The sequence below is a fragment of the Acinetobacter sp. MF4642 genome (genome assembly GCF_002018925.1).
Lineage (GTDB): Bacteria > Pseudomonadota > Gammaproteobacteria > Pseudomonadales > Moraxellaceae > Acinetobacter > Acinetobacter johnsonii.
The window spans coordinates 1-25,516 of sequence record NZ_MVON01000031.1 but is presented as its reverse complement, the minus strand read 5'-3'; the positions used below and the strand labels follow the sequence as shown (position 1 = coordinate 25,516).

General features: G+C 40.8%; 19 protein-coding genes and 1 tRNA gene. 15 read left to right on the top strand and 5 right to left on the bottom strand.

The window, feature by feature from the left end:
* Window positions 1-5: 5 nt before the first annotated feature.
* Both pstB and sohB read left to right on the top strand, forming a co-directional pair.
* Window positions 6-920, top strand: a complete 915-nt coding sequence (pstB, locus tag MF4642_RS13765; RefSeq protein WP_004693593.1) for a phosphate ABC transporter ATP-binding protein PstB — start codon at window positions 6-8, stop codon at window positions 918-920.
* A gap of 280 nt (window positions 921-1,200) precedes the next feature.
* Complete coding sequence (gene sohB, locus MF4642_RS13760) at window positions 1,201-2,172, top strand: protease SohB (protein WP_319823140.1); 972 nt, start codon at window positions 1,201-1,203, stop codon at window positions 2,170-2,172.
* A gap of 79 nt (window positions 2,173-2,251) precedes the next feature.
* Here the strand turns inward: sohB and MF4642_RS13755 are convergent, their stop codons facing one another.
* Entirely contained in the window at window positions 2,252-3,463 is a 1,212-nt protein-coding gene (locus MF4642_RS13755) for an aspartate aminotransferase family protein (RefSeq protein WP_078426574.1), read from the bottom strand.
* 162 nt (window positions 3,464-3,625) lie between these two features.
* Here MF4642_RS13755 and grxD point away from each other — a divergent pair, with 162 nt between their 5' ends.
* Entirely contained in the window at window positions 3,626-3,967 is a 342-nt protein-coding gene (gene grxD / locus MF4642_RS13750) for a Grx4 family monothiol glutaredoxin (RefSeq protein ID WP_004693588.1), read from the top strand.
* Window positions 3,968-4,023: 56 nt separating this feature from the next.
* On the opposite strand, the gene MF4642_RS13745 is transcribed toward grxD, so the two are convergent.
* Window positions 4,024-6,657 carry a Lon protease family protein gene (locus tag MF4642_RS13745; RefSeq protein ID WP_078426573.1) on the bottom strand — a complete coding sequence of 878 codons (2,634 nt, stop codon included), beginning with the start codon at window positions 6,655-6,657 and terminating at the stop codon, window positions 4,024-4,026.
* Between the two features lie 181 nt (window positions 6,658-6,838).
* On the opposite strand from MF4642_RS13745, the gene MF4642_RS13740 reads away from it, so the two are divergent.
* The 4 genes from MF4642_RS13740 to rpmE all read left to right on the top strand — a co-directional run bounded on the left by MF4642_RS13740 (window position 6,839) and on the right by rpmE (window position 11,085).
* A complete protein-coding gene (locus tag MF4642_RS13740; protein WP_078426572.1) occupies window positions 6,839-8,980 on the top strand; it encodes an AmpG family muropeptide MFS transporter in 2,142 nt (713 codons plus the stop codon).
* A gap of 122 nt (window positions 8,981-9,102) precedes the next feature.
* Entirely contained in the window at window positions 9,103-9,504 is a 402-nt protein-coding gene (gloA, locus tag MF4642_RS13735) for a lactoylglutathione lyase (protein WP_058869446.1), read from the top strand.
* A gap of 167 nt (window positions 9,505-9,671) precedes the next feature.
* Entirely contained in the window at window positions 9,672-10,652 is a 981-nt protein-coding gene (locus MF4642_RS13730) for a bile acid:sodium symporter family protein (protein WP_004693581.1), read from the top strand.
* Between the two features lie 205 nt (window positions 10,653-10,857).
* Complete coding sequence (rpmE, locus tag MF4642_RS13725) at window positions 10,858-11,085, top strand: 50S ribosomal protein L31 (RefSeq protein ID WP_004693579.1); 228 nt, start codon at window positions 10,858-10,860, stop codon at window positions 11,083-11,085.
* 147 nt (window positions 11,086-11,232) lie between these two features.
* Here the strand turns inward: rpmE and MF4642_RS13720 are convergent, their stop codons facing one another.
* From MF4642_RS13720 to epmB, 3 genes are read right to left on the bottom strand one after another with little or no spacing between them, the layout of a single operon-like run.
* Window positions 11,233-13,359: an EAL domain-containing protein gene (locus MF4642_RS13720; RefSeq protein WP_078426571.1), complete on the bottom strand. Its 2,127-nt coding sequence runs from the start codon at window positions 13,357-13,359 to the stop codon at window positions 11,233-11,235.
* On the bottom strand, window positions 13,341-15,086 hold the full coding sequence (locus MF4642_RS13715) for a hypothetical protein (protein WP_005399659.1): 1,746 nt from the start codon (window positions 15,084-15,086) through the stop codon (window positions 13,341-13,343). The genes MF4642_RS13720 and MF4642_RS13715 overlap by 19 nt, the downstream gene beginning before the upstream one ends.
* 17 nt (window positions 15,087-15,103) lie before the next feature.
* Entirely contained in the window at window positions 15,104-16,120 is a 1,017-nt protein-coding gene (gene epmB / locus MF4642_RS13710; protein ID WP_078426570.1) for an EF-P beta-lysylation protein EpmB, read from the bottom strand.
* Between the two features lie 309 nt (window positions 16,121-16,429).
* On the opposite strand from epmB, the gene efp reads away from it, so the two are divergent.
* From efp to MF4642_RS13670, 8 genes are all read left to right on the top strand, one after another.
* Window positions 16,430-16,999 carry an elongation factor P gene (gene efp / locus MF4642_RS13705; RefSeq protein ID WP_004693574.1) on the top strand — a complete coding sequence of 190 codons (570 nt, stop codon included), beginning with the start codon at window positions 16,430-16,432 and terminating at the stop codon, window positions 16,997-16,999.
* Between the two features lie 168 nt (window positions 17,000-17,167).
* A complete protein-coding gene (locus MF4642_RS13700) occupies window positions 17,168-19,270 on the top strand; it encodes a carbon starvation CstA family protein (RefSeq protein WP_004693573.1) in 2,103 nt (700 codons plus the stop codon).
* 10 nt (window positions 19,271-19,280) lie between these two features.
* Window positions 19,281-19,583 carry a YbdD/YjiX family protein gene (locus MF4642_RS13695; protein WP_004693572.1) on the top strand — a complete coding sequence of 101 codons (303 nt, stop codon included), beginning with the start codon at window positions 19,281-19,283 and terminating at the stop codon, window positions 19,581-19,583.
* Window positions 19,584-19,836: 253 nt separating this feature from the next.
* Window positions 19,837-20,856, top strand: a complete 1,020-nt coding sequence (locus MF4642_RS13690) for a 2-dehydropantoate 2-reductase (RefSeq protein WP_078426569.1) — start codon at window positions 19,837-19,839, stop codon at window positions 20,854-20,856.
* A 120-nt stretch (window positions 20,857-20,976) separates the two neighbouring features.
* Complete coding sequence (locus MF4642_RS13685) at window positions 20,977-21,933, top strand: AAA family ATPase (protein WP_078426568.1); 957 nt, start codon at window positions 20,977-20,979, stop codon at window positions 21,931-21,933.
* Between the two features lie 16 nt (window positions 21,934-21,949).
* Window positions 21,950-22,849: a DUF58 domain-containing protein gene (locus tag MF4642_RS13680; RefSeq protein ID WP_078426567.1), complete on the top strand. Its 900-nt coding sequence runs from the start codon at window positions 21,950-21,952 to the stop codon at window positions 22,847-22,849.
* Between the two features lie 10 nt (window positions 22,850-22,859).
* Complete coding sequence (locus MF4642_RS13675; RefSeq protein WP_078426566.1) at window positions 22,860-24,851, top strand: transglutaminaseTgpA domain-containing protein; 1,992 nt, start codon at window positions 22,860-22,862, stop codon at window positions 24,849-24,851.
* 43 nt (window positions 24,852-24,894) lie between these two features.
* A tRNA-Val gene (locus MF4642_RS13670) sits at window positions 24,895-24,971 on the top strand.
* Window positions 24,972-25,516 lie beyond the last annotated feature (545 nt).

Here is a 25,516-nt window from a genome sequence, read left to right as displayed (position 1 = left end):
AAAATATGAATACCGTTGTTAAAAATTCCTTAGATCAGGATCAAACAGTGAATCAAGAACACACTCAATTTACAAACCCGAATACGACCTCAGGTCAGCAGGGTACTTCTTTTGTGTCGCAGTTTGATACACAGACTTCTGCTAAGAAAGATCAGGCACAAGGACAAGTCAAACTCAGCACTTCAGATGTACATGTTTACTATGGCGAAGCTGAAGCGATTAAAGGGATTGATCTGAATATCTACGAAAATGAAGTGATTGCATTTATTGGGCCATCGGGCTGCGGTAAATCGACCTTCTTACGTACTTTGAACCGTATGAACGACACCATTGATAGCTGTCGTGTGACGGGTAAAGTGATGTTGGATAATCAAGATATTTATGATCCAAACCTAGATGTGGTACTGCTTCGCGCTCAAGTAGGTATGGTATTTCAGAAACCAAACCCATTCCCAAAGTCAATTTTTGATAACGTGGCTTATGGCCCTAAACTGCATGGTTTGGCGCGTGATAAGTATGACTTAGAAGAAATTGTAGAAAACAGCTTACGTAAAGCGGGCCTTTGGGACGAAGTCAAAGACCGTTTAAACCAACCAGGCACGGGCTTGTCGGGTGGTCAGCAGCAGCGTTTATGTATTGCACGTACCATTGCGGTAAGTCCAGAAGTGATTCTGATGGATGAGCCATGTTCAGCGCTTGACCCGATCGCAACAGCGAAAGTGGAAGAGCTTATTTCTGAGCTTTCAACGCAGTATACGATTGCGATTGTAACGCACTCAATGCAACAGGCTGCACGTGTATCAGACCGTACCGCTTACTTCCATTTAGGTGACTTGATTGAAGTGAACTCAACCGAGAAAGTCTTCACTCAGCCAGATCATCAGTTAACTGAAGCCTATATTACAGGTCGTTTCGGTTAATACGCACAACTTGAAATATTTGAAAAAACAGAGCCTAAGTGCTCTGTTTTTTATGAGCGAGCATTTGGTTTGGTGATTAAATAGCCATGATAATGGGCATTGTGTATTGCAGTCATATTGGACAATAGATGCGAAGATGTGCTGTCTGAGATATTGACTCATCTTATAAATGATTAAATGTGAAAGATAACGCATTACAGAATAAAACAAAAAATGGCTATTGAAAAAAAATGCCATTGACCTAATCTAGGTCATATACCGACGTATTATTTTAGAGAATATAATTTCTATGTTATTTCATTTACCGAAACTTCCCGCTGAAATTCGAATTACACATTTAAATGCGCGTATTAATGAACAACGTAAAAAAATAGCGCAAACAACAGCCTCTAAACTAGAGTTACTGCAACTGACTCAGCAGTTAGCGAAAGAGTCACGTCATCGTAAAAAGGCCAATCAAAAAGTTTATATTCTAGATTTTAAAGGCGATACTGCGGCAACATCGGTAGAAAGTTTACGTGAAGAAATTACCTTGATTTTAGCGACAGCCAAAGCAGGGCGTGATCGCGTTGTGGTACGTCTAGAAAGCCCAGGCGGTATGGTGCATGGTTATGGTTTGGCTGCTGCACAATTGGTTCGTTTACGTGATGCAGGTTTCAATCTCACGATCTGTGTCGATAAAGTTGCAGCGAGTGGTGGTTATATGATGGCATGTATCGCCAATCAGATTATTGCTGCACCTTTTGCAGTTGTCGGTTCAATTGGTGTGGTCGCGCAAGTTCCTAATTTTAATCGTCTGCTAAAAGAACATAATATCGATTTTGAGCTGTACACAGCAGGACAATATAAACGTACAGTGACAATGTTTGGTGAAAACACAGCAGATGGTAAGGCGAAGTTTGAAGAAGAGTTACAACAGACACATGTGTTGTTTAAACATTTTGTTGAAAAATACCGTCCACAACTCAATGTTGAGAAAGTAGCGACAGGTGAGCATTGGTATGGGCAAGATGCTTTAGATTTGAATTTGGTCGATCAGTTACAAACTTCAGATGCTTATTTGCTTAATTTGCTGACCGATCATGATGTTTATGTCATCTCAACGCGTAAGAAACCGACTTTAGGTGAGAAGTTAGGCTTACAAGCAGCGCAAATGGCAGATGCTTTAGTGCCAGCAGTCATGAATAAAGTGATGGAAACCTTAACTAAAACCAACGCAAACTTGGTGCAAATGCGTGATCCAAAACTTTAATTTCTAGTTGATCAATTCATTTCAAAAAGTCTGGTTCCAAAATATGCCAAAAGCAATTTTAGAACCAGACTTTTTTGGCTTAAGCCAAGTACGCTTTAATCATTTTCACTAGACGTTCAATCAGTTGATCCGCCTGATCTTTGGTAATATTCAAGGTCGGCAGTAAACGCACCACAGAACCCGCAGTAACGTTAATGATGGTGTGGTATTCATCACGAGCGATGTTGACCAAGTCACCACATGCTTTTGGTAGCTCCACACCAATCATCAAACCAAAGCCACGGACAATCACATTTTGATCGGCAAGTTGGTTACGCAGTTGTTCTACGATGTAAGCACCTTGTTCAGCCACATTTTGAACGATGTTTTCTTTTTGCATAATGTCGATGATGGTATATACCACACGCGAACCCAATGCTGAGCCACTATACGTTGAACCGTGGTTACCCGCGGTCAGAACACCTACACCACGACCTTGAGTCATCACCGCACCAATGGGGAAGCCATTGCCTAAACCTTTGGCAGTGGTAAGTACATCAGGAATGATGTTGGTGTGTTGGTAGGCAAAGTATTCACCTGTACGGCCATTACCAGTTTGAACTTCGTCCAACATCATCAGCCAGTTATGCTGATTACAGATCTGACGAATCTCTTCCAAGTAGCTAAAGCCTTGCGGAGCAGTGTTGACCCCACCTTCGCCCTGAATTGGTTCGACAAAGATTGCGACAATGTCAGGATGATTGATTGCAGCTTCTTCAATGGCTTCAATGTCGCCGAATGGGACACGAATAAAACCTTCAACCAATGGGCCAAAGCCTTCTTGGACTTTTTTGTTGCCTGTTGCTGATAACGTTGCCATGGTACGCCCATGGAATGAGTGCTCTGCAACAATGATTTTTGGATTGGCAATGCCTTGCATGTAGCCAAATTTACGGGCAATTTTGATTGCACCTTCATTGGATTCTGCACCACTGTTTGAAAAGAACACTTCTTCCATGCCAGCAACTTCAGCAAGTTTTTGTGCTGCAGCCGTTTGCCAAGGCACTTCAAACAAGTTACTGGTATGAATGAGCGTTGCCGCTTGTTCTGCAATCGCTTCCGCAATGACAGGATGAGCATGGCCTAAACCACAGACTGCAATGCCCGTTAGCGCATCAAAGTATTCAGTACCATCCTCAGTGTACAGATAAGAGCCTCGACCTCGGACAAAGCTGATCGGCTGACGGCCAAATACTGGCATCAAATGAGAGGGTTGATCAGTTTGTACAGGAGCAAGGGTAATGTTATTCATGACTAACTCTTATCTGTTAGAGGGTAAGTGAAATCCAATATTAAGCAATTATGCTTGTAGTTTTAAAGCCTAAATCTAAATAAAAGTCGAAATATTGCTTTAGGCATACTGTTTTTCTACGTTTTGGGTATAATGCGGGTTAGATTAGTTGAGGATTGATCAATGACTGAACAAGCACGCGATACCGAAGCGTTAATTCGTGACCAAATTGCAAAACACGCTGTACTTCTTTATATGAAAGGCACCCCACAGTTTCCACAATGTGGTTTCTCTGCACGTGCTGTAGAAGCGCTTAGTCAAATTGGTCGTCCGTTTGCTTATGTGAATATTCTTGAAAATCCAGATATTCGTGCTTTGTTACCACAAATTGCAAACTGGCCTACATTCCCACAGTTATGGATCAACGGTGAGTTGATTGGTGGTAGTGACATTATTCTAGACATGTTCCAAAAAGGTGAATTACAACCTTTAGTTGAGCAGCATAGTCCAGCACCTGAAGCTTAATCTTCAGTTGTAAAAAAAGCGCCATTGAGGCGCTTTTTTTTGTTTGAGGGAAAGGGTTAATCCGCTGTAGTTACTGTGCTTATGGCTTCAGAAGTGTGTTCCGATGCATTTTCAGTTGCAACGGTCTTCTTTTCAGCTTTTGCCTTTTTTTTGTCCTTCTTCTTTTTTTTCTTTTTCTTCGGCTCTTCTTCAAACTCAGCACCATCTTCAATGGCTTGCCAATAATCTAGCTGATCCATCACCGCTGCATAAATGGACTTCTTGGTATAGCGTCCTTTCTTGTCTAAAGTGCCGACTGGTCGAGCCATAAGTAGTTCAAGCGCTTGATCAATCGTATCTATAGCATGAATGTGGAACTGGCCATTTGAAACCGCTTCAATCACGTCTTTACGTAACATTAAATGCTGCATATTTTGGCGTGGAATAATCACACCTTGCTTACCAGTTAAACCTTGAAGTTTACATGCATCAAAGAAACCTTCAATTTTCGCATTGACACCACCAATTGGTTGAACTTGACCCAATTGGTTCATTGAGCCAGTAATCGCCCAAGACTGATCAATCGGTAGCTGACTAATTGCAGAGATTAAAGCGGAGAGTTCTGCAACCGTGGCGCTATCACCATCGACTTGACCATAGCTTTGTTCAAAAGCAAGCGCGGCAGAGAAGTGTAGGGTTTGTTCACGACCAAAGTGTGCTTTTAAGAACGATGACATCAGAAGCACACCTTTCGCATGCAGAGAGCCACCGAGCTCGACACTACGCTCAATATCCAGAATATCACCACCGCCTTGATACACAGAGGCTGTTAAACGTGATGGTAAGCCAAACTCAACATCTGCATAGTGAATGACCGAAAGTGCATTAATTTGACCGAGACGGTGTCCGCGCGTTTCGATGAGCTGTGTACCACGTGACAAATCCTGCCAATAGAGCTCACGTAAATAGCCTAAGCGATATTTACGATGATCTAATGCCATATTAATGTGTTGATCCGAGACCATTTTATCGCCTGATTGGAAGGCGTGATGATGTGCCTCACGAATCAAATCACCCAATGTGAGGGCATGTAGAGATAAGGAGCTTTGATCTTCGGCTTGACGGCTAGAATCAGTCAAAAGTGCAGAAAGCGCAGATCGATCGAAAGGAAGTAATTTATCGGCTTGTACATAGTCTGCAATCAGTTGCATATAGGCTTGTTCATTCACCTCATTACGCTGCAACGTATCAGTAAAGTCGGCACGGATTTTAAAGACACTGCCAAGCTCAGGCTCTACTTCGAGTATTTCATAGTAAATTTCAGGCTCAGCCAGTAAAACTACTTTCAAATTCAGCGGGATTGCCTCAGGTTCAATTGAGATACTTCCTGTCAGTGTCAACATATGCTCAAGTGAAGAAAGTTTTAATTGGCCTGATTTTAAAGCACGTTTTAGACCTTGCCATGCATAAGGCTGTTCAAGCAGTTGTTCTGCTTCTAACATTAAAAAACCACCATTGGCTTTATGCAATGTCCCTGGGCGGATTAGGGTAAAATCTGTAGTAATGGTGCCATGTTGAGTCAGTTGCTCTACGTGGCCAAGCAAATTGTAGTGAGTTGGGAAGTCTTCAAAAATAACCGGTGCACCAGCATTGGGTTTATGCGACACAATCACATTGGCTTGATAGCGCGAAGGGATACGACTAAACAGGCCGGGGGTAAAGTCATCTTCTTCTTGTTCGAGCACCACCTCGACATTGTTAATAATGTCTTCAGCATAATATTTTAAATAGTCTTTTAAGCCTTCAACCTCAGCAAACTTAGTCAGTAACTGTTCGACTTTAGGTAATAAAACTTGCTTGGCAATATCTCGGTTCAATACTTGAACTTTATCGCGGGCATCTTCCTCCAAGTCACCTAAATGCATGCCTAAACGCTCAAGTTTTTTATCCATGTGGCGTATATTGGCATTAATTTCAGAACGTTCTTTAGAGCTTAACGCATTGATGTCGGCCTGCGTCATTTCTAATACTTTATCGTCTACATACTGGACAGGGATAAAGCAGTGCTCATCATTCCGAGAGATCAGTTTGAGGTCGAGTTCTTCACCTTCTTGAGTCAATTCAATCAAGGCTTGCTGCTGAACGTCACCCGTTTGTTGGCGAATGGCTTCTATACGGTTGTGGTAGGTTTCAGCAGTAAAGCGGCGCTCAAGTTGCTTTAAAGTGGTTTGCCATGTTTGATGTAACATGGTTTGAAATTTTACTGCCTGACCCGCAGGTAATTCTAAAGCAATCGGTTGACGTGGGCTTTTAAAATTATAAACGTAAACCCAATCGTTTGGTGTCGGCATATTTTTGGCGTGTTGCTGGAGTAAACGTTTGACCATGGTGCGCTTGCCCAAGCCAGCTGTCCCTACGGCAAAGATGTTATAGCCAGAGTAAGGTAAGGAAATGCCTGCTTCAACTGAAGCACGTGCACGGTCTTGCCCTAAAAAATTATTGAGCGGTTTAATACGACGCGTTGAGGCTGGAATCTTATCCAGAGCAGGGGTGTGCGTCAGTTGCTCTGCTTGAAGTTGTGTCTTTGCTAAGGTCGTTTGAATTTCGGGTTGGTCAAATGCTGAACTAAGGTTGTTTTCTGGATTTTCTTGACTATTTAATGCGGGCGGTACAGATATAGAAGAGCTCATTTGATCGTGTTTTTGGGTCACTTTGAAATCCGAAACTAAAGATTGCGTTAGAAACTTAAAGGTATACAGGTTTAATGCAAAAGATCAAGCAAAGTCGCAGTGTTTGTCGACAAAAATAGAACATTGATTTTATAAATCAGGTTGAAACAAATTGTATTAAGGGTTTGAATAGCAGCATTGGTTTTAAGACAACAAAAACGTAATGACAACACAATCTTCAGGATGGAAATCCGCCTTTACTGCATTTTTAGATCGCCGTGCGTTGATCATGCTGTTTTTGGGTTTCTCAGCAGGTATTCCAATCCTGTTAATTTTCTCGAGCTTATCTTTATGGTTAGGTGAGGCAGGTATCGATAAGAGCGCTGTGACTTTTTTTAGTTGGGCAGCTCTGGGTTATTCATTCAAATTTGTTTGGGCCCCTTTGGTTGATGAATTACCTGTACCGGTGCTGACCAAGTTATTGGGTCGTCGCCGTGCGTGGTTATTGATCGCGCAACTCTTAATTATCTGTGCCATTTCTATCATGGCTTTTTCAGATCCGTCTCTTGGTCAGAGCTATCTTTACCAAATGGCTGCGGGTGCTGTGCTTTTAGGTTTTTCTGCTGCGACACAAGATATTGTGATTGATGCCTATCGTATTGAGCTTGCAGAAACGCAAATGCAAACGGTATTGGCTTCAACCTATAACGCAGGCTACCGCATCGGCATGATCGTTGCGGGTGCAGGTGCGTTATTTTTAGCAGCTTATTTGGGTACAGCCAAGGGCAACTATATTTATGAGGCGTGGAAGTGGACGTATTTGGCAATGGCGGCGGTCATGTTGGTCGGGATCGCAACCACTTTATGCATACGTGAGCCACAAGTTGATCGGGTACGTAAAGAATATAAACGAGTAGATTATTATCGTTTAGTGGCAGTTTTCTTTGTGTCTGTAGTGAGTTTTGTACTGAGCTATATTTATTCAGGCAAGCTCACAGAAATGTTGATTCAGCTCTGGTCGATCAAAGATAGTTTTGCACTGTTTTGTTTTGAAGCTTTACGTTTTATTGGCTCTGGTGCGGTTGCATTTGTGGTGGGTTCAAGCCTTGTCAAAATGGGCGCTGTGAACAAGCAAATGGCCTATGAAACATGGGTGAATCCTGTTGCTGACTTTTTTAAGCGTTATGGCGTGAAATTGGCGTTGGTATTGCTATTGTTGATTGGTTTTTACCGTATTTCCGATATCATTGCAGGTGTGATCTCCAATGTGTTCTATCAAGACTTAAACTTTACCAAAGAGCAGATTGCTGAAGCGGTGAAAGTTTATGGGGTGATTTTTAGTTTGGTTGGTGGTTTTTTAGGAGGACTACTGGCGCAGCGTATGAACATCATGAAGTTGATGTTTGTCGGGGCAATCTTGGCCAGTTCAACCAATCTTATTTTTATTGGTTTGGTCAAATCAGGACAACCTTTAAATGATGTTGTGATCAATGTTGGTGAGCAAAGTTTCAAAACTCAAGCGGATGAGACAGGTGCATGGACAATTAAGGTTCCTGTTAAGCAGCTTCAGGCAAATCAAAGTCTAACTGCAACGGCCAGTTTTCAAAATGATACTTCACAGCCTGTCTCGGTCACATTGCCTTATATTAGTCAACCGGGTGCATCTACGGCATTGCTCTTGCTTCCGATCACGGCTGATAATGTGATTGATCAACGAGAGTCTGAAGGAAGTATCGTGGTACGAGGTCAATACCTTGCAACACTGGCTGAAAACCAAAGTATTAAATTGAGCTTAGATGGTCAAAGTTTTGATGCAAAGTTAGACAAAGAAGGTGTGTTTAGCGCGGCAATCCCTGCTCAACTGCTTCTTGATTCAAACTCTAAAAAGCTGAATGCCATATTGATGCAAAATGAGCGTGCGCAACAACACACTGCGCTGAATTATCAGGTGGATCCCGCAGCTGCAAAATCTGTAACTTTAGATGTTGATCTTCAACCGATTAATTTGAATAAAGCAGTTGATGGACAGTTAGAAGTTAAAGGGAAGGTGATTAAAGAATATAGTTCAAACTGGCTGTATTTTGCGATTATTGTCGATAACTTGGCATCAGGTTTAGCTGGTGCTGCATTTATTGCATTTCTATCAAGTTTGACCAGCGTATCTTTTACTGCGGTTCAGTATGCGATTTTTAGTTCATTGATGACTTTAACACCCAAAATTCTAGGTGGTTATTCAGGGACAATTGTGTCTAATATTGGCTATCCAAATTTCTTCTTGCTGACCACACTCATTGGAATTCCCATTTTAATCCTAGTGGTCTGGGTGGCGAAACTTCTACGAGAGCATGCCGCTGAACAAAGTTAAAGCATCGACTTGTCTCGAATTAAAAAAGTAGCTCTTGTGGCTACTTTTTTATGGTTGAGGTTTGAAATATAGGACGGTTTTGCCTATATTGGTGGCTGAGAATAAATCATGAGGAAAATCCAATGCGCATGCTACATACCATGCTACGTGTAGGCAATTTAGAACAATCTTTGGCGTTCTATACTGAAGTGCTTGGTATGACTTTACTTCGTAAGCGTGATTACGAAGAAGGTCGTTTTACTTTGGCATTTGTGGGTTATGGTGATGAAGAAAATCATACGGTTTTAGAGCTGACACATAACTGGGATACGGACAGCTATGAATTAGGTAATGCTTACGGTCATATTGCCATTGCTGTAGATGATGCTTATAAAGCTTGTGAGGACATCAAAGCGCGCGGTGGTAATGTCGTGCGTGAAGCCGGACCAATGAAGGGTGGCGTAACGGTTATTGCCTTTGTAGAAGATCCAGATGGCTATAAAATTGAACTGATTCAACAAGATAATAATGCACGTAATAACTAAGCCGTTATTAGGTCATATGCAACGTGTATGTACAGTATTAATTAAAAAAATATTGAACATATCCTGTAAAAGCTAGCTTTATTTATATAGCTCAGTAAGATGAATTTACCCAAAGGTAAATTAGTCGCTGGGCTTTTTCATTTTTAGAGGAATGACAGGATGTTGGTATGTTGAAATTATTGGCACTCGATCGGTTTACGTTATTGCTATTTGTTATGGTGCTCTTAGCCAGCTTTGTCCCTGTTTCAGGTCAAGCTGCCAGTGTATTTGGTGTACTGACGACGGTCGCGATTGCGATATTATTCTTTTTGCATGGCGCTAAACTATCCCGTGAAGCCGTGATTCAGGGCATGATGCATTGGAAACTCCACGCGTTGGTTTTTGCATTTACCTTCATCCTTTTTCCTGTTTTAGGTTTGCTTGCTAAACCTGTATTGGTACCACTACTTGGGCAGGAGTTGTATTGGGGCTTTTTGTTTATGTGCTTTTTGCCATCGACAGTACAGTCTTCAATTGCGTTTACTTCGGTCGCGCAAGGCAATGTGGCTGGGGCGGTATGTAGTGCTTCATTCTCGAATTTGATCGGGATGTTTATTACCCCTGTGATGGTGGCCTTTTTCATTTTGGGGCAATCAGAGCATGGTTTTGATCCAACCTCGTCCATTCTTCAAATCACCTTATTGCTGTTGGTTCCCTTTGTCCTTGGACAGCTACTTCGACCATATGTCTTTCCGTATATGCAAAAAATGCCAAGCATCGTCAAAGCATTCGATCAGGGATCGATATTAATGGTGGTGTACGGTGCTTTCAGCGGTGCTGTGGTGGCCGGTCTATGGCAAGAGGTGAGTGTTGGTACTTTAATTCTATTGATCATTGTGTGTTCGGTCTTATTGACGATTATTATGTTACTTGGATTGTTTTTACCACGTTGGTTGGGCTTTAACCGTGCCGATCAGAAAACCATTTTTTTCTGTGGTTCAAAAAAAACTTTAGCCAGTGGCGTTCCAATGGCACAGATTCTTTTTATTGGGCAGCCTTTGGGAATGATTGTTTTACCGATTATGATTTTTCATCAAATCCAGCTGATGGTGTGTGGGATTATTGCTAACTATTGGGCTAAGCAATCTGAAATTGAAACGAAAGAATAATTGGCTATCTGATATTATATCTCGTATAATATTTGCCACTTGTTGTGCTTAGCTCTGACGGTATCCGTCTCGGTGGGCCAAAAGAATGGTCTGTTATGGTGTTGATCTGCAACTTAATTTAATTAAGTGGCCCTTTCCTCAATTTTGAGAGTGATCAATTGCGATGACAGCAAAACCTTCTTTAATTTTTATGGAGTAATCGACGATGCGCGCCGATATTCACCCAAAATACCAAACTTTAGTTGCTACATGTTCTTGCGGTAACGTAATCGAAACTCGTTCAGCACTTGGTAAAGAAACTGTTTACCTAGACGTATGTTCAGCTTGCCACCCATTCTACACTGGTAAGCAAAAGAACGTTGACACTGGCGGTCGTATCGACAAGTTCAAACAACGTTTTGCTGGCATGTCACGTTCTATCAAACGCGACTAATAGCAAAAGAAAAAAACGGGCATTTGCCCGTTTTTTTATGCCTATGATTTTGATACAGAGTCATAGGGCTGCTAGTTAGACCATATAGTAAAAAGACCCCCATATAGAGGCCTTAAAATTTAGAGCCTAGTATCCAAGGTTTAACTTTTACTGATCCTGCACATCAATCAAATGATCAAGTTTCTTCTGGAAATAATCGCCTTGAATAAAGCGGGCATCGACATTCCACGCATTGGCAAACGACGTCATATCATTTAGATCACGCAGCATAATTTGAATGTTTTTCAATTGATGATATACCGCAACTTTTTCTTGCAGCTCTTCCGTGTTGGCGTCGTTACTGAGCATTCGAGTTAAGTTTTCATGTAAAGTGAGATTGTTGATATCGAGCTGACGTAGGATAGATTCACTATAAATGCTATTACCAAAGTCACGAATCGAAACTTCAGCACCATATTGGCGAAGCTGGGCAATGTATTTTTGCGCTTCAGCAATGTTTTGGCTGATATCATCCTCAGAGAACTGAAGGGTAATTGGGTGACTTAACTTACTGCGTACAATGGTAATCAGTTTGGCGATAAATTCAGGGAAAGAGCGGTCATTCAACAGTACGGCTTTGTTTAAGTTTACAATCAACTTTGCTTCAGGATACTGAGTGATAAAATTGTGTAGCTGTTTACACGATTCAACTAAAATCCAGCGGTCAAGTTTAATAGACAGTTCGTGATCTTCACTTAACTCTTTGAGGCTCGATATATCTTTCCACGTATTACCATAAATAAAGCCACTGGTGACCTCATAGGTGTATAAATTAGTGTCTTCTTTGTCGTAAAGCTGTTGATATTTAAGATGAATCTCGCCACGTTCTAATGCAAGATGTAAGGCTTTAAGTACCGTAGGTTCATTTGCTGTTTTTTGAATGTCTAAAGTATCGCTGACTGTTGGATTAATCAACTCAATCACAGGCATGTCAATACTGGCTTTCTGCTCAATTTCGCAATCGTCTTGATTGGTCGGTAAAGCGGTTTTAAAGGCTGAGCACAATAAGTTTTCAAACTGATCTTGATTTGAAATTTCACCTTTCAATAAAGTATAGCCAATGCGTAAATTTACTGGATAGCTATTGTTTTCTACCGTGATGAGCTGTGGTTTGGTGAGCGCATTTAACGCAATCAGCTTAGATTCAAGTTTGGCCTGTGATTCTGCTTGGAATAAACCAACGATGGTTTGCCCACCCGCCTTAAACAGAGGAATATGAGTCTGTTCATTTAAAAAGCTGTAAATATTGTTAAAATAATCACGCGTAGTTGCCCAGTTGGCTTTAAAAATTTCATCTGGACAAGAGTTGAGTGCAAAGCTAACCAAAGCATTCTGATCAGAAGGCTGTTTGGTCATAGCGCGGTTAATTTGTTGATACGTATTAGGTTTTATTACGTGTTTTTCAGTGTTGACCGATGGAGCAGCGGTGCGTTCAGATTCGACTTCAATCGTCAGTTGGAGCGCATCATCTTCAGGTGCAGCTAAAAACTCAACTTTTAAAGGATTTTTAGTTTGGGCATTATTATTGAGAGTAGCAACTTCAAAAGCACCTAAATCAAACTGACCTTGTGAAATTTTCTTAAAACGGATTTTGAAATCGTTTACATCTTTCGGCTGGAGAATATCAAGCAGGGGTTGACCAATAATATCATCTTCAGAGCTTAGGCCGAACAGTTGTAAGTATTCAGCATTGGCTGAAACATGAATCCCTTCTTGAATTAAAGCAATGGCTTTATTGCTTTCTTCAACTAAAGCCTGTGCTTGGCTTTGAGCCGTTTCAAGCTCATTCATGAGTTGTTGTTGGCTTTGCAATAAACGACTTAATGACAACGCACGTAGTAGACCTAAGTAAAAGCTATCTGCTTCTTCTAAGTCCAAAATATCATAGATCCCTTTACGAATAAAACTTGCATATTGGGCTGATTGATATTCATCTGGCTTTAATAAAATCAGTGGTAAATTGACTTGGTTAGAGTTGCGAATCAAAGTCAGTGCTTGTTCATACTTTAGGTCATAAGCACGACCAAAAATAACCACATCCCAAGGCAGATGAAGCTGTTTTTCAAAGTTTTGTAAGTCATCCAGTAAAGTGGCATGAACTTGATGATCGCTAGAAGTTAAAAGGTCACGAATTTGGTTATAACGGATCTGATTATCATCAATAATGAGTAAACGTGTTTCCGTACGTTTTAACTTTTTAGATAATAATGGATTTCTCACTTCAATGCTTCCCATAAATCGTGATTCTTAATAGCATTCATTTGCTTTTGAATAAAACTTTGAACCAATGGTTCTTGTTGGTCATTCAACAATTCATAATCAAAACGAATAAAACTTTGTGTAATTAAATGTGCTTTTACTAAATAAATTTTAAGATCTTCATCACCTAGGCGTAAGTGAATGGTTTGTTTTTCTCGGTACATATTCGAACCCGGGACAATGAGACTAGTCTGTACTTCATCAAGCTGGGACGTTTGCACCAATAATGCAGGCTGATAGTTCTGAGTGGTTCGGTCTGTTTTTACCATTACGGCACATGGGAAAAGATCTTGCGCTAAGATTTCTAACCCTAGTTCCAAGCTTTTTTCACTTGATTGTTTAATCCAGCGAATCACACCACCGCGCCATTGGCTATGCGCATTTTCTTGGACCAAAATAAACTCACCTGTTTTTAAATGTGCAGGTGTTGGTCCAGTCCAACGAATACGGTAACCATTCACACTAATATCTAAAACTTCGGCAGGGTAGATTTGTTTCGATTCACGATCAATCATACGAGCAGAACTTGTCTCCACAGGAATATTACTGTTCATGGAGTTGATCACGTGACTTTCATTCTGAAAGTTGTAGTTGCCTTCTAGCTCTAAAGTTTCATTAAAATTTTTGCCTTTAGACAAATAGAAATGTGCGACTGACAGGCCAAAACAAATTTGTAATTGGGCTGAGTATTCATAACGTTCATGCTTACGTTCAATATTATTGGTCAATAAGTTATGAATATGAAAATGCAGAGCAGGGGTAAGGAAAATCTTCTCATCGCGTGACAGTGGCTCGGCGCGTTTGGTTTGCATCTCTGAGAGATGATCAAGCAGAGCTTGCGTCGAGATAAAAATATTCGGCTGAATGTGACTGTTTTTTTGAGAATTATAAGTTGGTGGGTAGTCTTTTGATGCATCGACAATATAGCGAGATAAGGTGGTTTCTTTAGGTAATATTTGAATCAGCTTAGCCCAATCAAAACTACACAAAAATAGTCCTTGAATTTCACCTGGACGGATTTGATGGGTATTAAAAATATCCAATAGAATGAGCTGCGCATAGGCTTGGCTAATATTGTTCAGTTGATGCTGCGTGCCTTGTATTTGATTAATGTTGGTCAAATAGAAGTTATTTTGAATAGCAGAATCCAAGAGCTGATGAGCCGCTAGCCACTGACCCGGAATCGGGGAGCTATAGAGCAAGTGCTGTTGGTACAACAACAGGGACAGTTGTTGTAAAGCATAATAACTCGATACGGTTCGAGCCATTTGTAGGTTCTTTTTTTGGTTAAAAGCAAATAGAGAAAACTTATTTTGAGTGATTTGCTGAGAAACACGTTTTGCAATGTCGATATAGACTTTAGCAAAATGACTACGCATTAATAAGGCAAGCTCAATAATATGGTCATTTCGGTCAGTGGTGATGAGGCCCTGATTAAAAAAATGTTTCTCTAAACTGGTAAGCACATTTTCCAAATTCGGATGCAGTACTTGAACCAAATCAAAACGAAGTGTTTCACTGACTTGAAGCTCGGAGACTTCAAGTAATGCTTGAAATAAGGAACGAGAAGAGTCACCCAATTGTAAAATGGATAAGTTTGCTAACCATTCTTGTAAGCCTTTGACTGTGCTTGGGCAAAAACTAAGCTTATCCAACTTTAATTCGGTTGGTTTTTGGAAGATATCTGAAGTACTCGTCGTCATCATCGTTATTATTTAACTCAAAAAGTTGAAACCCCGAAAAGTGGTGTCTTATTCTTTTCTCCCGCAATTTCCCTGACCAGCTTGGGAACCAGATAGCCGGGTAGATTCGCCAATAATCCTTGATATAGAAAATCAATGTCTTGCGGGTTTAAATCAAAATGGTGAGCCCCTTTTACTTTATCTAAAACATGTAAATAGTATGGCAATACACCTGCATCGAATAAACGGTAGCTCAAATCTGTCAAAATTTGAACGTGATCATTGACCCCTTTCAACAAAACCGCCTGATTGAAAACGGTGATTTTTTCTGCGACTAATTGCTGTAATTGACGGCAGGTAAGATCATCCAATTCCGATGCATGATTTGAGTGTACCACTAGAATAATGCGCAGCCTACTGTTTTTTAAGATGGAAATTAGCTCATCATCGACACGGTTAGGCATTACGATAGGAACTCGTGAGTGAATTCTCAAAAATTTAAGTTGGGGAATACTTTCTAAGCGTTCAATCCATAATTTTATTTTACGATTGGACAGTGTTAAGGGGTCTCCGCCACTCAAAATGACTTCATTAATGTCAGGTTGCGACTGAATATAGTGTTGAATATTGATCCAATCTTCTGACTTTGGCAGGTTCTCTTGATAGGGGAAATGTCGGCGAAAACAGTAACGACAATGAACGGCACATGCCCCAGTCAGCGTAAGTAAGAAACGAGTTTTATATTTGTGCAAAACACCGGGTTGTTGGTTGGCTTGTTCCTCACCCAGGGGGTCGGTCACGAAGTCAGGATGTTCTTCAAGCTCAAGATGATGGGGCAGGACTTGAAGGAGTAAAGGATCAAGCGGATTGCCTTTTTGCATTCTTGTCACAAAAGCACGGGGAACACGGAGTTTAAATTGGGTCGATGCAAGCAGTGCGCCTGACAGCAGTTGCTCAGGAGAAATCTCTAGAATGTTAAGTAATTCTAAAGGGTCAGTAATTAAATCACTGAGTTGAGCTTGCCAATTTTGCTCTTGGTACAAATAATGAGTCATGCAATAAGGGGTCAAATACTAGGTCAAAAGAAAGTTAGGTCATCAAATCGAGTGATGTCGAAACGAGTTGTTCGGATGTGCGCGGTCTAAAAAGGCATTTTCAATACACAAAAACACGCGGAACGGGGCTATTTTATCAAGATCTTCGGCTTATAGGCAGTGGATTTTCATTGCTTCATAACACCTTGCTCATTTACAATACGAGGCATCAAAAAAGATGCCCTATCTTTATGGCACTGCTTTTCAAAGCTTTGGTGTCTAAGATAAAGACATAAATATTTAAGTTAGTTAGTTTGGAGTGCGCCAGTCATGGCCTATTATTCTACGAATGATTTCAAGTCAGGCCTTAAGGTTATGCTTGATGGTAACCCATGTTCAATCATGGAAAATGAATATGTAAAGCCAGGTAAAGGTCAAGCATTTAACCGCGTAAAACTACGTAATTTACGTTCTGGTAAAGTTTTAGAAAAAACATTTAAGTCTGGTGATTCTTTAGAAGCGGCTGACATTGTAGAAGTAGAAATGGAATACTTGTACAACGATGGTGAAATGTGGAACTTCATGGATCCTGTATCATTTGAACAGATCGCTGCTGACAAAACAGCAATGGGCGATGCTGCAAAATGGTTAAAAGATGATTCAAATGAAAAATGTACCATTATGTTGTTCAATGGCGTGCCATTAACAGTAAACCCACCAAACTTCGTAGTTTTGAAAATTGTTGAAACTGATCCGGGTGTACGTGGTGATACTTCTGGCGGTGGTGGTAAACCTGCAAAATTGGAAACAGGTGCTGTAGTACGTGTTCCATTATTTGTACAGCAAGAAGAAAGCGTTCGTGTAGATACTCGTACTGGCGATTATTTAGAACGTGCATAATGGTTTAAAAATAGACTATTATCGGAAGGGATGATGAAAATCATCCCTTTTTTTATGCCAAAGTATTAGATCAAAACAAGGAGATGCAGAGTAAAGTCGCAAAGGAAAACAGCAGTACCTCGAATAATTAAAGACGCTGATTGAATGCAACAAATATGAGGGATTGAAATGGAATCTGTTCGGCCGAAGTCAACCCTGACTTCAAAAATCATCTGGCTACTGGTAGCCATCGTCGGTGCAGTCTCTTTTGGGATATTGGCACTCAGTCGTGGTGAGCATGTCAATGCCATCTGGCTCGTACTTGCTGCGGGCTGTATTTATAGTATTGCTTATCGCTTCTATAGTTTATTTATTGCAAATAAAGTTTTTGAGCTTGATGAACGTCGCTTAACTCCCGCGCATCGTTTGAATGATGGTCTGGACTATGTTCCAACCAACAAAAGTGTTCTATTTGGACATCACTTTGCAGCGATTGCAGGTGCAGGTCCATTAGTAGGGCCTATTTTAGCAGCGCAAATGGGCTATTTACCGGGCACGATTTGGTTACTTGTCGGTGTAGTGCTTGCAGGTGCAGTACAAGACTTTTTGGTGTTGTTTATTTCTACCCGTCGTGATGGACGTTCACTCGGTGAAATGGCAAAACAAGAGCTTGGAACTTTTGCAGGTATTGTGGTTATGCTTGGTGCGTTGGGGGTAATGATTATTATCCTTGCAGTTTTGGCACTGGTTGTGGTCAAAGCACTTGCACACAGCCCATGGGGTGTATTTAGTATTGCGGCAACGATTCCAATTGCACTCTTTATGGGGATTTACATGCGTTTTATCCGCCCGGGTAAAATTGCAGAAGTATCTATTATTGGTTTCGTTCTGATGATGCTCGGCATTGTCTACGGTGAAAATATTGCACAGCATCCATATTGGGGTGCGTTCTTTACACTGTCGGGCACTCAGTTGACATGGGCGCTGATTATTTATGGTTTCGTGGCTTCGGCACTGCCTGTGTGGCTATTGCTTGCGCCACGCGATTACTTATCAACCTTCCTAAAGATTGGTGTTATTGCCGGTTTGGCAGTCGGTATTATTTTCGCAATGCCAGAAATGAAGCTGCCAGCATTCACGCAATTTATTGATGGTACTGGCCCTGTGTTTGCAGGTTCAATGTTCCCATTCTTATTTATTACCATTGCCTGTGGCGCAATTTCAGGTTTCCACGCATTAGTGTCGTCAGGCACCACGCCGAAACTTGTGAACAATGAACGTGATATTCGAATGATCGGATATGGCGGTATGCTCATGGAGTCATTTGTTGCAATCATGGCTCTGATCTGTGCCGCAGTGCTTGATCCGGGTGTATATTTTGCGATTAACTCACCAGCCGCTTTACTGGGTACAAGTGTAGACACCGCAGCTGAAGCTGTTCGTAACTTAGGTTTTGTTGTTACTCCAGAAACATTAACTTTACTGGCTCAAGAAGTGGGTGAAAGTACCATCCTTTCACGTACTGGCGGTGCGCCAACTTTTGCTATTGGTATGGCTCACATCATTACGGAAATTTTCAATAGCCGTGAAATGATGGCGTTTTGGTATCACTTTGCCATTTTATTCGAAGCACTTTTCATCTTAACAGCTGTTGATGCGGGTACGCGTGCATGTCGTTTCATGGTGCAAGACACAGTTGGGATTGTGATTCCTGCGGTGAAAAACTCACATAACTTTTTCGGAAACTTGTTGGGTACAGCAGTTGCGGTTTCAGGGTGGGGCTTCTTTGTTTACCAAGGTGTCGTCGATCCGCTCGGGGGCATCAATAGCTTATGGCCACTGTTTGGTGTGGGTAACCAAATGCTTGCGGCAATGGCATTGATCTTAGGTACGGTTATCCTCTTCAAAATGAAGAAAGAGAAATATGTATGGGTCACGATTATCCCGACAGTATTCTTGTTGGTAACCTGTATGACCGCGGGCTGGCAGAAAATTTTCCACGAAAATCCAAAAATTGGTTTCTTGGCACAAGCTGAACGCTTTAACAATGCAATTGCAAACAATGAAATTTTAGCACCAGCAAAAACGGTTGCTGAAATGCAAACTGTTGCGATGTCGAATCAGATCAATGCTGCACTCTGTGGATTCTTTATGATTGTGGCGATTGTGATGCTGTTTGCTGCGATTAGAGTGATTCGTCGTGCATTGGCAAGCCCAGTTCCGACTGTGCATGAGGCAGAAGCCATTTATCGTGATCCTGAAGACATTCAGCCATCAAAAGCTGGACATTAAGGAGAGTCAGATGAATCTAAAATTTGCTAAAAGTGGAAAAACGATGATTTATAAAATCATTAAAATGACCGTGATGTCGCAGAAAGATTTGATTCTGAACCCTAAAAATTGGTCTCGAATTGCGACGCTGTGGCAACGTTTGCAGCAAAGTTTTCGCTTGATGGTGGGGGTGCCTGATTATCCAAACTATTTGGAGCATATGAAAAAGCACCATCCTGATTTAGAAGCGATGGATGCTAAAACTTTTTATCGTCATTGTGTGGATGCACGTTATCCATCTGCAACGAATGGCATGAAAAAGTGCCCTTGTTAATATAATTAATCAATTGAAAGACGGCACTTCGGTGCCGTTTTTTTTGTGAAAAATCGAGTGAAAATAATCAATTACATGCGGTTGTTCGTGTTAGATTCGACAGTGTACTTTTTGCATGAAGCAAGTTGTTACATCATGGATTCAATCATAACGCACCACGGAGTGTGAGGCATAAAAGGTTCATGTCGTATATTTGACAGCTTTTGATTGTGATAGCTCTTAAAATACTGCAATGTTTGCAAAGGGAAATTGAATGAAAATATATATTTATGGTGCTGGAAGCATTGGGTGTTATTTAGGAGGAAGGTTGGTTGCTGCAGGTAATGATGTTACTTTTATCACGCGTCCACGTATTCATGCAGAGCTTTCCCAATTTGGCTTAGTCTTAACTGATTATTTAGGCAAAAAGATCAAACTTGCACCTCATCAACTCAAACTAACGACTGATCCTGCTCAGGTTGTAGATGCCGATGTTATTTTTATTTGTGTGAAATCGGCGGCAACCGAACAAGTTGCACATGAACTCAAAGAATATTTAGGGGCTAAAACACCGCTGATCATCAGCTTTCAAAATGGCTTAAGCAATGTCCCTATTTTAAAAAGAGTTTTGCAAGAGCAGATGATTTTAGAGGGGATGGTTCCTTTTAACGTCGCCACGCAAGAAGCTGGGCATTATCATCAAGGTACCTCTGGTGCATTAAGTGTTAAGCAATATCCAAATCAAAAATTGCTTGAAAATGCATTTCAAAAAGCAGGTTTAGAGATTGTTTTTGAAAAAGACATGCTGGCTGTGCAGTGGGCCAAGCTTTTACTTAATTTAAATAATTCAATTAATGCACTGTCAAAAAAACCGTTAAAGGAACAATTGTCGATTCGTAAATATCGCCAATGTGTGGCAATGGCGCAGCAGGAAGCTTTAGAACTGCTTGATTGTGCTCAGATTAAACCTGCAAAGTTAACCGTAGTTCCGACCCATTTGATTCCAAAATTGCTAAGTTTACCCAATCCATTATTTAAATTATTAAGTCGTAAAATGTTGGCAATCGATCCATTGGCTCGGTCATCTATGCAAGATGATTTAATTGCAGGTCGTCCCACAGAGGTCGATTGGATTAATGGTGAGGTTCTAAAACTCGCAGAGCAATCTGGTAGACAGGCGCCAATCAATGCACGACTCATAGCATTGATTAAGCAATCAGAGAAATCATCACCATCATTTTCAATGAGCGCAGATGCTTTAAAAGATCAGTTGAAATCTTCAGCGAAACAATAGCTTGAGGCGAGGGAGGTTATACATACGCAAATCATTGAAGATTTATAAGGATCACCTTTGAGTATGGTTGAAAAACCTGTATGTTAAACCTTGATTTATATTTTGATTGGGGAGAATAAGGTGCTTTGGGGAAAAGAAAAAACGGTAGAAACGCAGCAACATGGCATGCTCGATGAATCACAGTTAAGTGTTTTTTATCCAAAAATCCAAGAATTTCTCAATCAAGTCAATCAAATCGTTTTAGATAAAAATCAACAAACCCAATTGGCCTTATGCAGCCTGTTAGCAGGTGGGCATATCTTGTTTGAAGACTTGCCCGGTTTAGGCAAAACCACATTGGCCAGTAGCTTGGCACATTTGGCTGGTCTTCAATTTAAACGGATTCAGTTTACCAATGACATGCTGGCAAGCGATGTGATTGGGGTGAATATGTTTAACCAAAAAGAACATCAGTTTGAGTTTAAGCAAGGGCCAATTTTTACTCAAATTTTACTCGCAGATGAAATTAACCGCTGTAGTCCGAAAACGCAGAGTGCGCTTTTAGAGGCGATGGAAGAGGGTGTGGTGACAATCGATGCAAGTCGTTATGTACTACCGCAGCCTTTTTGGGTAATTGCAACGCAAAACCCACTTTTTCAAAGTGGAACTTATGCACTACCAGAGTCACAGCTCGACCGTTTTCTTATGCGGCTATCTTTAGGTTATCCATCCCGTCAGGCAGAAAAGGCTTTATTGCAGCAACAATCCCGTCATGACTTGATTCAGCAGTTGATGACAGTATTCTCTGAACAAGACATTCTTGCCTTACAAACTTTGGTGCCACAGATTTATTTGTCTGAGGAAGTCTTGGATTATATTTTAGATTTGGCGGCTGAGACCCGTAAAGGTCGACATGGGTTATCTACACGTGGCGTACTGGCTTTGAAGAAAGCAGCACAAGCATATGCTTTGGTTAAAGCCCGTGCATTTGTTACACCGGATGATGTACAGGCTGTATTTGTCGCAGTCACCGCGCATCGAATAGGGCTGGGTGAAGCTGAAACTGAGCAACTGATGAAGCAAGTCAAAGTTCACTAATAGGATAAGCTGACGCATGCTGTGGCAAAACTGGATAAATAAACGCTTTCAATTCAAAGCTGAAAAACAACTGACCCAAAAAGATGTACTGGTGTTTATTTATCAGCAAGGATATGTGTATGTGGTGCTGATTTTAATCACCTTTATTGCAGGGGTGAATTATGCCAATAATTTAATTTTAGCGTTTTGTTTTTTAATCAGTGCCGTGCTATGTATGAGTTTTTATTTGACCTTTAAACAACTACATGGGTTAAGTGTTGGCCTTGTATTACCTGAAATAGGGCAGGTTGAAAGTGCATTGCAATTACAAATGCATTTCAAACAACAGCATTCACAGCCTCGATACCTTTGGCTCGCTTATGCTGATCATATAGAACAGTTGTTTATTCAAGATACTCATCAGGTGGTCGATTTAAATTTTTTTCCAAAAGAGCGCGGACAGTTTAGTTTTCCCGAGATTAAAATTTACTCGACTTATCCATTTGGTCTCGTTCGTGCATGGAGTTATTTTTTTATCCAAGCACCTGTGTGGATAGCGCCTAAAGCTAAGTCTTTAACGGCAGAAAATAAACAGCAACAGCACAGTTTTGAACCGGACATGGATGAATTTCGAGAATTACGAAATTTTAAAGAGGGCGACTCTTTACAGGCGGTTTCATGGAAACAAGTGGCACAAGGACAAGGTTTATTTATTAAAGTCTTTGAGCAACATCAAGATCAACACAGTTTAGACATTCACTATGCACATATGCCGAGTCCTTCGCATGAAGAAAAGTTAAGCTTGATGATGGGCTTGGTTGAACAATGTGAGCAGTTGCAGTATGCCTATGCACTGTATTTCCCCCATACTGAACTAGCTAAAGGGATAGGACGAGAACAATACCTTCAAGCCAAATTACTTTTGGCTCAGGCATAGCGAGAACAGTATGCATTCTTCTATTCGTATTGCCATTGTACTGACACTAAGTTTGATTTGGATCACACAACTAAGTTTTAGTCCTGTGCTATTGAGTGTCATTTTCGCCATTTGTAGCGGCTGTCTATGGTATTTCATGAAATCCACGGGCAACCATTTCCCGAAATGGGCAATTTACATTTTGACCCTTGTTGCTCTAGCGGTCACTTTTTGGAGCTATCAAAGCTTTTTAGGGGTAGAAGCGGGCGTAGCTGTTTTAAGCATCTTTCTCTTTGCGAAAGCCTTAGAAACAAAAACGCAGCGTGATGTGATTATTCTGTTTAACTTTGCTTTATTTGTTGCGGCGAGTATGTTTTTACATAGTCAGTCATTTATGACGGCAGTGATGGTTTTACTCTGTTTATTGAGTTGTTTGTTGGGGCTGTATCGAGTGCAAACCCATGCTTTTGCATCTGAAAACTCGAATCGTATGGCATTAAGGCAAGATGCAAAACATGTTATTAAATTTGTAGGTCTCGCACTGCCTTTTTTTGTACTGTTATTTATGTTCTTTCCGCGCTTGCCTCCACTTTGGCATATTCCAATTCCTGAAAATAAAGCAGTGACAGGAATGAGTGACAGTATGTCACCTGGAGATATTGCGCAATTATCCCAGTCCAGCCATTTGGCTTTTCGTATTATTGGTGATGTCACTCAGCTTCCAAATCGTTCAGAGCTTTATTGGCGCGCGATGGTCTTAGATCAATATGATGGGCAAAAGTGGACCAGTAGTTTTATTAATCAACAAAGTATTGCGGATGATACATTAACGCATATCTCTACATCCAAAAAATGGAACTATCAATATTTACCCGCTGATGTTGCGATTCCGTGGATTATGGCATTGGAATATTCACAACCCTTAGAGCGACGTTATCAGCTACGTCAGGATTGGAGTATTCAGGCTTATCGTCAAGTGCAGCGTGTGGAACCTATTGCATTGCAATGGATGGGAAATGTTCAATTTTCCCAAAGTGAATTATCTAAGATACAACGAAGCATAAACTTAAAAGCACCTGAGCACACGGACTTGAAAGCGCAGCAATTGGCACAGCAGCTGTTTAAGCAAAGCGACGAGAACCCGAAACGTTATATCCAAAATGTTTTGGGATGGTATCGCAACAATGGTTTTAGCTATACCTTGCAGCCGGGCTTGTTGGGACAGCATCGTATTGATGAGTTTTTGTTTCAATCCAAACAAGGTTTTTGTGAACATTATGCTTCTAGCTTCGTGATGCTGATGCGTTATGCGGGAATTCCAGCGCGTATTGTGGTTGGGTATCAAGGTGGCCAGCCTTCACCAGATGCAAAAAGTTGGGAAGTTCGACAGTTAGATGCGCATGCATGGACGGAAGTCTTTGTGGATGGGCGCTGGAAACGCTATGACCCAACAGCGATGATTGCACCACAGCGTATTGAACAGGGTATGCAAGATTTAATGAGCCAAGATGCCAGTGTTTGGGGTGAGAGCAGTCGATGGAATGTACAGCGCTATTCGGTATTAAACAAAATGCGCATTTGGAGTGATTACGCAAGCTACCAATGGCAAAGTAAGGTGGTTGGCTATAATGCAGAGACTCAACGAGGTTGGTTACAGAAGCTAGGACTTGAATCCAGTTATTCATTGGTATTGCTGATTATGATTAGCATCGGGGGATTAGTTTTACTGTACTGGTGCGTTATATTTTGGCGTAAACGTGCTCAAACTTCTGAATATGACATTGTCATTCAGTCTTTTTCTCGAAGCTTAACAACTGAGCAGCGTAAACAAGATGCCGAAACGGTAAATCAATGGTTGTTGTGCTTAGCTCAAGACGTTAAACCTGAACAGCAAGTTTTATTTAAGCAGGCGGCTGATTATTATCAACAAATGCGTTATTCCAATAGGTTGAATTCAAAAAATATTCAACAATTTAAACGGATGCTTAAAACTTGTGCATCTGCTTTAAAAAACAAGAAATAGCGCTTGTCATACTTTTTAAAAGTGAATATTATGCTTTTACTTCAGGTGTATAGCTCAGTTGGTTAGAGCGCTACGTTGACATCGTAGAGGTCTCCAGTTCGAGTCTGGATATACCTACCAAAATTCGTTGATATTTCAACACATTAAAGCCCACTTAAAAAGTGGGCTTTTTGTTTTCGGGGTATTTTCGGGGAATGGCGTAATTCCCCAATGTGGAAAACTCGCTCATTTAAACTTAAAAGCAATTATTAACGGTAGCTAAATCAATTGAATTACGTATAACGCGTATTATGTTAATTTTAGTCATTCTTATAGAAAGTCTAAAGCAAAAAAAAGATGATATAAAAAATAAGGATTAAACCGACAAAACCGATAACGATTTTAATCCCATTTTTTTGGGGCTCTTGATAGATGGGTTTTTCTATAATTATTGGTTTTTCTATAATTTGGAGTTCTTGCCAAGCTTTCAGCTCTTGAGAGCTCAGGTACCAATTAGTTTTATTTCTCTGAGAAAATTTAGAATTTTTTTGTGCTGGATTAGGGCTTGTTGAGAATTAACAAAGGCTACTGATTAATTTATAATAGTACTATGGATAGATACATACTTACTGATGCCCAATGGGCAAAAATGGAACCTTTTTGCCTAGGTAAAGTGACCGATCGAG

Coding starts and splice junctions, on each gene's coding strand:
- MF4642_RS13740 (WP_078426572.1), top strand. CDS start 6,839: ATGACAACACAATCTTCAGGATGGAAATCCGCCTTTACTGCATTTTTA.
- MF4642_RS13675 (WP_078426566.1), top strand. CDS start 22,860: ATGCATTCTTCTATTCGTATTGCCATTGTACTGACACTAAGTTTGATT.
- MF4642_RS13700 (WP_004693573.1), top strand. CDS start 17,168: ATGGAATCTGTTCGGCCGAAGTCAACCCTGACTTCAAAAATCATCTGG.
- pstB (WP_004693593.1), top strand. CDS start 6: ATGAATACCGTTGTTAAAAATTCCTTAGATCAGGATCAAACAGTGAAT.
- grxD (WP_004693588.1), top strand. CDS start 3,626: ATGACTGAACAAGCACGCGATACCGAAGCGTTAATTCGTGACCAAATT.
- MF4642_RS13755 (WP_078426574.1), bottom strand. CDS start 3,463: ATGAATAACATTACCCTTGCTCCTGTACAAACTGATCAACCCTCTCAT.
- epmB (WP_078426570.1), bottom strand. CDS start 16,120: ATGACTCATTATTTGTACCAAGAGCAAAATTGGCAAGCTCAACTCAGT.
- MF4642_RS13690 (WP_078426569.1), top strand. CDS start 19,837: ATGAAAATATATATTTATGGTGCTGGAAGCATTGGGTGTTATTTAGGA.
- MF4642_RS13730 (WP_004693581.1), top strand. CDS start 9,672: ATGTTGAAATTATTGGCACTCGATCGGTTTACGTTATTGCTATTTGTT.
- MF4642_RS13695 (WP_004693572.1), top strand. CDS start 19,281: ATGAATCTAAAATTTGCTAAAAGTGGAAAAACGATGATTTATAAAATC.
- gloA (WP_058869446.1), top strand. CDS start 9,103: ATGCGCATGCTACATACCATGCTACGTGTAGGCAATTTAGAACAATCT.
- MF4642_RS13680 (WP_078426567.1), top strand. CDS start 21,950: ATGCTGTGGCAAAACTGGATAAATAAACGCTTTCAATTCAAAGCTGAA.
- efp (WP_004693574.1), top strand. CDS start 16,430: ATGGCCTATTATTCTACGAATGATTTCAAGTCAGGCCTTAAGGTTATG.
- rpmE (WP_004693579.1), top strand. CDS start 10,858: ATGCGCGCCGATATTCACCCAAAATACCAAACTTTAGTTGCTACATGT.
- MF4642_RS13720 (WP_078426571.1), bottom strand. CDS start 13,359: ATGGGAAGCATTGAAGTGAGAAATCCATTATTATCTAAAAAGTTAAAA.
- MF4642_RS13715 (WP_005399659.1), bottom strand. CDS start 15,086: ATGACGACGAGTACTTCAGATATCTTCCAAAAACCAACCGAATTAAAG.